Below are 10,532 nucleotides of genomic sequence, written 5' to 3' on the forward strand. Positions count from 1 at the left end.
CCCCCGCCCCCTTCCCCCTTCTCAGAAGGAAGAGCAATGAGCAACATCATCGAACTGAAGATCCCCGACATCGGCGGCCATGAAGGCGTCGACGTCATCGAGGTGCTGGTCAAGGCCGGCGACACCATCGACAAAGAGCAATCGCTGGTCACGCTGGAAACCGACAAGGCCACCATGGAAGTGCCCGCCACCGCCGCCGGCGTGGTGAAGGAAGTGAAGGTCAAGGTCGGCGACAAGGTCTCCGAAGGCAGCGTGGTGCTGCTGCTGGAAGCCAGCGAAGCCGCCGCGGCGCCCGCCCCGGCAGCCGCTGCACCGACCCCCGCCGCGCCCGCGCCTGCTGCGCAGCCCGCTGCCGCACCGGCCGCCGCGCAACGCATCGAGGTCCGGGTGCCCGATATCGGCGGCCACGACAACGTCGACGTCATCGAAGTGCTGGTCAAGGCCGGCGACACCATCGAGAAAGAACAGTCGCTGATCACGCTGGAAACCGACAAGGCCACCATGGAAGTGCCCGCCACCGCCGCCGGCGTGGTCGAGAGCGTCGCCATCAAGGTCGGCGACAAGGTGTCGGAAGGCGCGCTGATCCTGGTGGTGCAAGGCAGCGCCGCAGCGCCCGCCCCTGCCGCCGCGGCACCGGCCCCACAGCCGGCGCCCGCACCCGCCGCCCCGGCCCCCGCGCCGGCAGCGCAGCCCGCCGCCGCCCCGGCGCCGGCAGCCGCCAGCGCCGCCTTCGACGAAGCCAGCTTCAGCAAGGCCCACGCCTCGCCGTCGGTACGCCGCTTCGCGCGCGAGCTGGGCGTGGACCTCGGCCGCGTCAAGGGCTCCGGCCCGCGTAACCGCATCCTGCACGAGGACGTGCAGAACTACGTCAAGGCCGTGATGGCCGGCCAGGCCGCCGCGCCGGCCGCCGGTGGTGTGGCGGGCGGTGGCGCCGGCATGGACCTGCTGCCGTGGCCCAAGGTGGATTTCGCCAAGTTCGGCCCGATCGAAACCAAGCCGCTCAGCCGCATCAAGAAGATCTCCGGCGCCAACCTGCACCGCAACTGGGTGATGATCCCGCATGTCACGTTCAACGACGAATGCGACATCACCGAGCTGGAAGACTTCCGCAAGAGCATCGGCAAGGAATGGGAAAAGAGCGGTCTCAAGCTGTCGCCGCTGGCCTTCATCATCAAGGCCGCCGCCGAAGCGCTGAAAGCCTTCCCGGAATTCAACGCCAGCCTGGACGGCGACAACTTGGTGCTCAAGCAGTACTACCACATCGGTTTCGCCGCCGACACGCCGAACGGCCTCGTGGTGCCGGTGATCAAGGACGCCGACCAGAAGGGCCTGAAGCAGATCGCCAAGGAACTGACCGAACTGTCCGGCCTGGCGCGCGAAGGCAAGCTCAAACCCACCGACATGCAGGGCGCCACCTTCACCATCAGCAGCCTGGGCGGCATCGGCGGCACCAGCTTCACGCCGATCATCAATGCCCCCGAAGTGGCGATCCTCGGCGTGTGCAAGAGCCAGATCAAGCCGGTATGGAACGGCAGCGCCTTCGAACCGCGCCTGCTGTGCCCGCTGTCGCTGTCGTTCGATCACCGCGTGATCGACGGCGCCGCCGCCGGCCGCTTCACGGTATACCTGGGCAAGCTGCTGTCGGACATCCGCCGCCTTGTTTTGTGAGGCGTGAGTAGGCGCGCGCCACGCCGCGCGCCTACCGCACGCATGGAGGCGCCACGCCGCGCCTCCCATCTCACCCCTCACAGGAAGAACCCATGAGCAACATCATCGAACTGAAAGTGCCGGACATCGGCGACCACAGCAACGTGGACGTGATCGAGGTCTTTGTCGCCGCCGGCGACAGCGTCGCGGTGGAACAGAGCCTGATCACCCTGGAGACCGACAAGGCCACCATGGAAGTGCCGGCCACCGCCGCCGGCGTCATCAAGGAAGTGAAGGTCAAGGTCGGCGACAAGGTGTCCGAAGGCAGCGTGATCGCCCTGGTGGAAGCCAGCGCCGGCGCCGCGACCGCCGCGCCGCAACCGGCCCCCGCACCCGCCGCGGCCGCCCCGGCCCCCGCGCCGGCGGCCCCCGCGGCCGCGCCGGTCGCCGGCAGCTACGGCGGCCCGGTGGACATCGAAACCGACATGATGGTCCTGGGCGGCGGCCCCGGCGGCTACTCGGCCGCGTTCCGCTCCGCCGACCTCGGGCTCAAGACCGTGCTGATCGAGCGCTTCGCCACCCTGGGCGGCGTCTGCCTCAACGTCGGCTGCATCCCGTCCAAGGCGTTGCTGCACAACGCCTTCGTCATCGACGAAGTGGCCCACCTGGCGGTCAACGGCATCAAGTTCGGCGCGCCCGAAGTCGATATCGACGCCCTGCGCGGTTACAAGGAAAAGGTGATCGGCAAGCTCACCACCGGCCTGGCCGGCATGGCCAAGGCGCGCAAGGTGGAAGTGGTGCGCGGCATCGGCACCTTCCTCGACGCGCACCATATCGAAGTGCAGCTCACCAGCGGCGAAGGCAAGGCCACCACCGGCGAGAAGAAGGTGGTGCGCTTCCAGAAGGCCGTCATCGCCGCCGGCTCCAGCGTGTTCAAGCTGCCGTTCGTGCCGGACGATCCGCGCGTGGTCGACTCCACCGGCGCGCTGGAACTGAAGCAGGTGCCGGGCAACATGCTGATCCTGGGCGGCGGCATCATCGGCCTGGAGATGGGCACGGTCTATTCCACGCTGGGCGCGCGCCTGGACGTGGTGGAAATGACCGACGGCCTGATGCAGGGCGCCGACCGCGACCTGGTCAAGGTCTGGGAGAAGTGGAACGCCCACCGCTTCGACCAGATCATGCTCAAGACCCGCACCGTGGCGATCGAGCCCAAGGAAGACGGCATCTGGGTCACCTTCGAAGGCGAGAACGCGCCCAAGGAACCCAAGCGCTACGACCTGGTGCTGCACGCCACCGGCCGCGCGCCCAACGGCAAGAAGATCGGCGCCGACAAGGCCGGCGTATTGGTGGACGAGCGCGGCTTCATCCACGTGGACAAGCAACAGCGCACCAACGTGCCGCACATCTTCGCCATCGGCGACATCGTCGGCCAGCCGATGCTGGCCCACAAGGCGGTGCACGAAGCGCACGTGGCGGCCGAGAACGCCGCCGGCGAGAAGGCGTACTTCGACGCCCGCGTGATCCCCGGCGTGGCCTACACCGACCCCGAAGTGGCCTGGGTGGGCGTGACCGAGGATCAGGCGAAGAAGGACGGCAAGCAGATCCTCAAGGGCGTGTTCCCCTGGGCCGCTTCCGGCCGCGCCATCGCCAACGGCCGCGACGAGGGCTTCACCAAGCTGATCTTCGACGCCGAGAACGGCCAGATCATCGGCGGCGCCATCGTCGGCCCGCACGCCGGCGACATGATCGGCGAGATCTGCCTCGCCATCGAGATGGGCGCGGACGCGGTGGACATCGGCAAGACCATCCATCCGCACCCGACCATGGGCGAATCGATCGGCATGGCCGCCGAAGTGGCCAAGGGCGTCTGCACCGACCTGCCGCCGCAACGCAAGTCGCCGCGCTGACGCGCAACCGGCAGGGCGCGCCGCAACGGCGCGCCCTGCCCGCTCCCTCACGCCTCACGCCTCACGCCTCACGCCTCACGCCTCACGCCCGGCACGGTGATTGGTATTACCCTGCCACGCCATCGCCACTTGTCACCGCCTCGCCGCCAGCCATCAAATTAGCAATGGCGAATATGACGCGACAAACCCTGTGGTTTCGCGCCTTTCCCAGACAACGGTGATTGGTCTTATCTTTCCCCCTGCCTTGAATCCAGTTATCGCCCCGCATAAGCTAGCGGCGCTGCGAATGGCGTAGAAACGTCACGCGGCCCGGCGCCCACCACAACAAGCCAAGCAGTGTCGCGCCGTCCCACCAAAAACGAGGAGATCACATGAAGCCGAGAACAACCTTGGCGGTGAAGCCGCTGTCCTTGTCGCTGGCCCTGGCACTCGCCCTGCCTGCCAGCGTGTTCGGCCACGGGTCGATGGAAGTACCGGTCAGCCGCGTGCTCAACTGCTTCAACGAAGGCCCCGAATCGCCCAAGTCCGCCGCCTGCCAGGCAGCCGTCGCGCTGTCCGGCCCGCAGATGCTGTACGACTGGTCCGGCGTCAACCAGCTGCCCAACGGCGACCACCAGGCCTTCGTGCCGGATGGCCAGCTGTGCGCCGGCGGCAAGTCCAACTACGCGGGCCTCGACCTGCCGCGCCAGGACTGGCTGACCACCCCGATCGCGCCCGATTCCAACGGCAACTTCGAATTCATCTACTACGCTCCCGCCCAGCACGCCACCAAGAACTGGGTGTTCTACGTGACCAAGGATGGCTGGGATCAGACCCGTCCGCTGAAGTGGTCCGACCTGGAAGCGTTCTGCACGCTGGGCAACGTGGCCGGCGATGCCGCCAAGCGCTACCACCTGACCTGCCCGCTGCCGAAGAACAAGACCGGCCGCCACATGATCTACAACACGTGGCAACGCTCGGATAGCGCCGAAGCGTTCTACTCGTGTTCCGACGTGACCTTCTCGGCCGTGGTCTCCAACTTCAAGGAACTGGGCCAGATCCGCTCCTCGCAGGATCTGAAGGACGAAACCAAGGTGACGTTCCGCCTGTTCGACGCCAACGGCGCCGACCTGGAAACCTTCACCGTCACGATGACGTACAACTCCACCAACGGCGACCAGATGTTCCTCGCCGCCAACTGGCCGTACTACCTGGCGCAACAGGTGAACGCGTCCTCGCGCTACATCAGCGTCGGCGTACTGGGCGGCAACGGCACCGTCTCGCCGGTGAAGAGCACCCAGGAAAACCGCGTGTACTCGCGTGACGGCGGCAACTACACCTTCCGCGTCGACGTCGCGGGCGCGGTGACGCCGACCCCGACGCCGGTGACCCCGACGCCCACCCCGGTCACGCCCACGCCGACCCCGGTGGTGACGCCCACCCCGACGCCCGTGGTCCCGACCCCGACGCCGGTCACCCCCACCCCGGTTCCCGTCACCCCGACGCCGACCCCGGTCGTGACCCCGACCCCGGCACCCGGCGGCTGCTATGCCGCCTGGGCGGAAGGCAACACCTACAACGCCGGCACCCTGGTGACCTACAACGGCCGCAACTACCAGTCGCTGGTCACACACACCGCCTACACTGGCACCAACTGGAACCCGGCCAGCAGCACCACGTTGTGGAAGGATCTGGGCGCCTGCACCGGCGGCACCGTGCCGACCCCGACGCCGGTAACCCCGACGCCGACACCGGTCACGCCGACGCCCACCCCGGTGACGCCGACCCCGACGCCGGTCACGCCGACACCGACCCCGGTCAGCCCGACCCCGACGCCGTCCGGCAGCACCTGCGCCGCGGCCTGGACCGCCGCCAACGTGTACGCCGCCGCCAACACCAAGGTGAGCTACAACGGCCACAACTACCAGAACAAGTGGTGGACCCAGGGCGACAACCCCAGCCAGTCCGGCCAATGGGGTGTCTGGCAGGATCTGGGCACCTGCAACTGATTCTTGGAGCTTAAGAGGCCGCAACGCCTCGACAGAAGCACTGAGCCCTCCAATGGAGGGCTCTTTTTTTGGCTGCGCGTCCGTCGCCGCCGTCTGCGCGCACAGCGTGGCGACGCGCCCGGCGGCGGCTAGGGTGAATCGACCTAGAGCGGATCGACCTAGGCTCAGCCCGCCACCAACGAGGATCCACCCCATGCGCCATACGCTTTCCATCCTGGCCGGCCTGCTGCTGGGCATTGCCGGCAACGCGCTCGCCGCCTGCCCGCCGTTGCTCGACAGCCGGGTCAAGACCCTGCAGGGCGACACCGTTGACCTGTGCCAGTACGCCGGCAAGCCCATCCTGGTGGTGAACACCGCCAGTAAGTGCGGCTACACCCCGCAATTCGAGGCCCTGGAGGCGCTGTACCAGCGCTACCGCGCGCAGGGGCTGCTGGTGATCGGCTTCCCATCCAACGACTTCAAGCAGGAACTGGCCAGCAACAAGGAGATCGGCGATTTCTGCCGGCTGACCTACCTGGTGAAGTTTCCGATGGCCGAGGCCTCGCACGTCACCGGCGACGACGCCAACGCCCTCTACCGGCGCCTGGCCGCCGCCAGCGGCAGCGTGCCGAAGTGGAATTTCCACAAGTATCTGATCGCGCCGGACGGCAAGACCGTCACCGCCTTCCCTTCCAAGGTGGTGCCGGACGACCCCGCCATCACCGGCCCGATCAAAGGCTGGCTGGCGCCGCAATGACCGTCGCCCCCGCGCACCGCTCGCGCAGAGCAGCTGACGAAACCCAGCGAAGCAGTCCTGGCAGGAAGCGCGAAACGCGGACAGGACAAGTGGTATGGCAAGTTTCGGCTCGGCGCCCCCGCGCGACGCCGCCAGAAGGGTTTTGTCAGCCGCGCTCAGCGCAGCAACAACTGCGCGCTGTGCAGCAACAACCCGATCAACCCGCCCACCAGCGTACCGTTGATGCGGATGAACTGCAGATCGACGCCGACGTTCAGTTCCAGGCGTTCCACCATCACCCGGTCATCCCAGCCCTTCAACTGATCGGCGATGAAGGCGCCGATCTGCTGGCGGTAGCGCGCCACCGCCCGTGTCGCGGCATTGCGCACGCTGCTGTTCACCCACTCGGCCAGGCGTGGATCGACGCGCAACTGGTCGCGCAGGCGCCGCGCCGCGCTGGCCACGCGCGCGCGCAGCAGCGAATCGGGCTTGTTGAAATCGCCATGCAGCGATTGCGTCAGCCCCTGCCACAACGCATCGAAACGCCGCTCGAACGCCGGCGCCTCCGCCAGCCCCGCCACCCAGGCCCGTGCGCGTTCGCGCAGCGCCTCGTCGTGTTGCAGGCGCAGGATCAGCGCATCCAGCTCGCTGTCCACCAGGCGGCGCAACGGATGCTCCGGCTCGACGCGCACCCGCTCGAACTCGTGCGCCACCGCGGCCACCAGCTTGCGCGCCACGTAGCGCCCGCCGGCCTCGTCCAGCGCCACCCATTTCAGGTACGACAGCTCCTGCGCCACCATGCCCGACAGCAAGGTCTGGATATCCGGCTGCGCCAGCCGCTCGCCCACCTTGTCCAGCACCCGGTCCAGCAACTGCTGGTGCTGGCGTTCGGCCAGCAGCACCGCCAGCAACTCGCCACCGTGTCGTGCCCAATCCAGCTCGGCCATGCCCTCGCGCAGCACCCGCCGCACCGCGTCGCGCACATGCGGCTCGTCCAGCACCGACAACAGATAACTCGCCAGCTGCTGCGCCTGCTCCGCCAGTTGCTCCACGTGCGATGGCCGCGACAGCCACGACGCCACGCGCCGTGCCGGGTTGAAGGCATCGATGCGTAGCGCCACCTGCTCTTCGGACAAAAAATGCGTTTCGATGAAGCCACCCAGGCTATTGGCGATGCGCAGCTTGTTGCGCGGAATGATCGCGGTATGCGGAATGGGAATGCCCATCGGGTGGCGGAACAGCGCGGTCACGGCAAACCAGTCGGCCAGCGCCCCCACCATCGCCGCCTCGGCAAACGCCCCGACGAAGCTCCAGAACGGATGGCGATGGATCAGCGCCTCGGCCAGCAGGAACAGCACCAGCGCCGCCACCAGCAGGCAGGTGGCGACCGTGCGCGCCTGCCGCAGCCGCAAGCGCTTGGCGTCCAGTTGCGCGCGTTCGCGCTCCAGATATAGCGGATCGTTCATGCCTGCCATGATAGGCAGCCACCTCCGCTCCCGTCTGCCGTTCGATTCACGTTAACCTCCCTTCAGCGATTGGCTGGCGCGGTGTCGGCCGGCGCCACACAAGGCGGAGCCCCCATCGCGAAGTGCCGGCGGGTCATCCACGGATCAGTTGCCGCACTGTGCGCCGGCGATGATGGCGGCATGCTATAAACGGGTTTCGCAAATCCAAGAGGCGGCAAGGCCGCGGTCGGGCATGAAAAAGGCAATGCTGGTGGTACTGGTGCTGTTGTTCGGAACCCTGCTGTTCCTGGCCGGGGTATTCGCCCCCGCCTCGGTGCGCGGCAGTCTGGGCCGGGGCGCCACCGACACCTTGCAGGCCGTCAGCCGCCTGCCGCTGGGCGACCGGCTCACCGCCGGACTGCTGCCGGCCAAGCCCGCCGCAAAGCAGGCCACGGCATCGGCGCCCGCGGACGCCTCGGCGCCGCCGGCCATCCCCGCCGAGCAGATCGTGCTGCCGGCCATTCCGCCGGCCAAGGCCGAATACGCGCTACAGGCCACGCAACGGGCCGACTATCGCGAAGCACAGGAACTGGTGACGCAGGCACAGGCCGAGAAGCTGCCCGCCAGCGTCATCACCATCGCCGAGGACGACGGCCAGCACTGGTACGTGGTGGCGATCGGCAAGTACGCCAGTGTGGAGGATGCCCGGAGCGGGCGGGTGCGCGTAGCGCAACGGCTGAACCTGACCGGCGGGCTGCCGGTGATCCTGCTGCCCGCCCCACCCAAGAAGAAATAGCGGCTACTGCCAGCCTTCGTCCCAACTGCGCTGCAACGACAGCCAGCGCTCGGCCCAGCCGATCTGCCACTGGATCCAGCGCTCCGCCACCGAATCGGTCAGGCGCCCGCACAGCCAGAACAGGCCGGATACCACCGCCCCGGCATCCGGCAGATCGCCGATCAGCGTCGGATCGACCACCACATCGATCTCACCGCCCACGGTGCTCACCAGCAGCCAATGGTAAGGATGCCCCGTCAGCGGATTGCGCAACTCGGCGGCACGCAGCACGTGTCCGCTGAACATCGCCTTGGCGTGGTGCTCGTCGACCACCTCCCGCCCGAGCAACCGCGCCGGGATGAACGAGCCCGTGGCAAGCTGGCTTTCGGCGGTTTGGGTCGCGTGGAATGCATCGTCCGACTCGTGCACCTGCAAGGTCTCGGCAAACGCACTCAGGTGCACCCGGCGCAAGCTGGGCAGCGACAGCGCCGGGTGGCAACCGGCGTCGGCCAGATCGAACAGGAAGGGAAACATCCCCGAGTGGGGGTCACCAGCCGGCGGTGCCGCCCAGCCATAACACGCACCTTCCAGCGGGGAATCGTCGCTGCGATGCATCTGCTCGACCAACCCCACGCGCAGGCTGCTCTGCCCTTCGAAACAGGGAGTCACCCCGATCATCGCATCGTGGCGGTCGAACTGGATCCACAGCGAAGCCCCCTGCTCGGAGCGCCAATGCCGGTAATAACCGCGGGGACAGGGAACATGTTCGGCCTCCTCCGCCGCGCGACGCAGCTGCGCCACGAACTCGCCGGGATGCTCTGTCTGGAAGCCAATGGAAGAGAAATGACTGCTCATACCGCGCCTACACTCCGCTCGTTGCATTGAGTCGGAAACGGCGCCAGACAGCGATGACCATCACCGCGCCGGGGTCGAGCAGGATCAGCGCCTGCCGGGCAAGTACCTTGAACATGGGGACTCCAATCGATGGGGTATCAGAAAAGCCAACCGCAACATGCCGCGGATCATCCGGTTACTTGCGTTGCACGCAAGTAATGCGCAGAGGCATATCCCAACATTAACACCCCGTTACAAGCAGTCCACCCAGAGAGGGTTGGCCCCCCGACGAAGCCGAAGAATGGGGCAGAAAATCCATTTTTTCATTTAAAAACAAATGCATTTTCTTGTTAACGGGCCTTTCCCCCACCCTAAAACCACCCCATCCAGCCCCATACCAATCCCCTGCCTGGCAGATACGCGATGCGGGCACATCTGCTCATGACTGAAAGCTTTCGTGCATCTATCCATCGCCTGAGATAGGCCCCGATTTCCTGCCTCACCTCGTCGGCCGGGCCATTCACCACCAGCCGCACCGAGCCCGGGTGGTGGGTGATGATCCAGGAGGTTTTCCCGCTCTTGGTCAGGTGGGGCGGCGGCGTCGATTGTTAATTCACCATTAAAAATCTCCCTTCTTTTTTTCTCGATGAATTCGTTTAATTTCCTCCACAGCAGGCCCCCAAAAGAACACAACAATCACCCAAAAACATAAAAGAACAATAGCTCGCGCAGCCGACGAAGTTATTTCAATACCCAATGCGTTACATACAGTTAGGCCGTATACCTCCCAAAGAAAAGAAAATAATATTAGCAGCGCTGACGCTACAAACGTATGAAAGAAAACTTTTCTATAGAGAAGTAAATTTCTCATTCTCCACACTCGCAATCATTTCCAGCCCTCAATACAGCCAAGGTCACAGCCTACCCCCCAAAAAGTCCCGTCGCCCTGGCCGTCGATCACGTAATCCAGCTGGCCGCCGCTCGCCAGCGTTACCTGGCGCAAATTGCCGAAGGCGTCGTATTGGTATTGACCGATCACGCTGCCATTCTGCGTCACTTCGATCAGCCGGCCGGCCAGGTCGTAGCGATAACTGTAGGTTTTGCTCGGGCCATTGCCGCTGACGGTCTTGCCGACGATCTGGCCGACGCTGTTGCGGGTGTATTGCTCCTGGAACAGCACGCTGTCGCCGTGTTGGGCGGTAAAGCGCTCGATCTGGC

At 66.1% G+C, this 10,532-nt stretch carries 8 protein-coding genes; 5 read left to right on the plus strand and 3 right to left on the minus strand.

Annotated features, from left to right (window positions below):
• The first annotated feature begins 36 nt into the window (after positions 1–36).
• The 4 genes from aceF to C556_RS0118140 all read left to right on the plus strand — a co-directional run bounded on the left by aceF (position 37) and on the right by C556_RS0118140 (position 6,281).
• The gene (aceF, locus tag C556_RS0118125) at positions 37–1,668 is read left to right on the plus strand and encodes a dihydrolipoyllysine-residue acetyltransferase (RefSeq protein ID WP_018749667.1); all 1,632 of its coding nucleotides are present in this window, start codon (positions 37–39) and stop codon (positions 1,666–1,668) included.
• Between the two features lie 92 nt (positions 1,669–1,760).
• A complete protein-coding gene (lpdA, locus tag C556_RS0118130) occupies positions 1,761–3,557 on the plus strand; it encodes a dihydrolipoyl dehydrogenase (protein ID WP_018749668.1) in 1,797 nt (598 codons plus the stop codon).
• 371 nt (positions 3,558–3,928) lie between these two features.
• The gene (locus C556_RS24305; protein ID WP_083930668.1) at positions 3,929–5,545 is read left to right on the plus strand and encodes a lytic polysaccharide monooxygenase; all 1,617 of its coding nucleotides are present in this window, start codon (positions 3,929–3,931) and stop codon (positions 5,543–5,545) included.
• Positions 5,546–5,738: 193 nt separating this feature from the next.
• Entirely contained in the window at positions 5,739–6,281 is a 543-nt protein-coding gene (locus tag C556_RS0118140; protein ID WP_018749670.1) for a glutathione peroxidase, read from the plus strand.
• Positions 6,282–6,436: 155 nt separating this feature from the next.
• On the opposite strand, the gene C556_RS0118145 is transcribed toward C556_RS0118140, so the two are convergent.
• A complete protein-coding gene (locus C556_RS0118145) occupies positions 6,437–7,726 on the minus strand; it encodes a DUF445 domain-containing protein (protein ID WP_051083269.1) in 1,290 nt (429 codons plus the stop codon).
• A 232-nt stretch (positions 7,727–7,958) separates the two neighbouring features.
• Between C556_RS0118145 and C556_RS0118150 the strand changes: the two genes are divergently transcribed.
• Positions 7,959–8,501 carry an SPOR domain-containing protein gene (locus C556_RS0118150; protein WP_157236265.1) on the plus strand — a complete coding sequence of 181 codons (543 nt, stop codon included), beginning with the start codon at positions 7,959–7,961 and terminating at the stop codon, positions 8,499–8,501.
• Positions 8,502–8,504: 3 nt separating this feature from the next.
• Here C556_RS0118150 and C556_RS0118155 read toward each other — a convergent pair whose 3' ends face one another.
• The gene (locus tag C556_RS0118155; RefSeq protein ID WP_018749673.1) at positions 8,505–9,335 is read right to left on the minus strand and encodes a hypothetical protein; all 831 of its coding nucleotides are present in this window, start codon (positions 9,333–9,335) and stop codon (positions 8,505–8,507) included.
• 865 nt (positions 9,336–10,200) lie between these two features.
• Positions 10,201–10,532, minus strand: a 332-nt coding sequence (locus C556_RS0118165; RefSeq protein WP_026263202.1) for an RHS repeat domain-containing protein, incomplete at its 5' end; no start/stop codon positions are given.

The organism is Chitiniphilus shinanonensis DSM 23277, assembly GCF_000374805.1.
Lineage (GTDB): Bacteria > Pseudomonadota > Gammaproteobacteria > Burkholderiales > Chitinibacteraceae > Chitiniphilus > Chitiniphilus shinanonensis.

Excerpts from the sequence above, each read along its gene's own strand:
- C556_RS0118145 (WP_051083269.1), bottom strand. The coding sequence starts at position 7,726 with ATGAACGATCCGCTATATCTGGAGCGCGAACGCGCGCAACTGGACGCC.
- C556_RS0118140 (WP_018749670.1), top strand. The coding sequence starts at position 5,739 with ATGCGCCATACGCTTTCCATCCTGGCCGGCCTGCTGCTGGGCATTGCC.
- C556_RS24305 (WP_083930668.1), top strand. The coding sequence starts at position 3,929 with ATGAAGCCGAGAACAACCTTGGCGGTGAAGCCGCTGTCCTTGTCGCTG.
- C556_RS0118150 (WP_157236265.1), top strand. The coding sequence starts at position 7,959 with ATGAAAAAGGCAATGCTGGTGGTACTGGTGCTGTTGTTCGGAACCCTG.
- lpdA (WP_018749668.1), top strand. The coding sequence starts at position 1,761 with ATGAGCAACATCATCGAACTGAAAGTGCCGGACATCGGCGACCACAGC.
- aceF (WP_018749667.1), top strand. The coding sequence starts at position 37 with ATGAGCAACATCATCGAACTGAAGATCCCCGACATCGGCGGCCATGAA.
- C556_RS0118155 (WP_018749673.1), bottom strand. The coding sequence starts at position 9,335 with ATGAGCAGTCATTTCTCTTCCATTGGCTTCCAGACAGAGCATCCCGGC.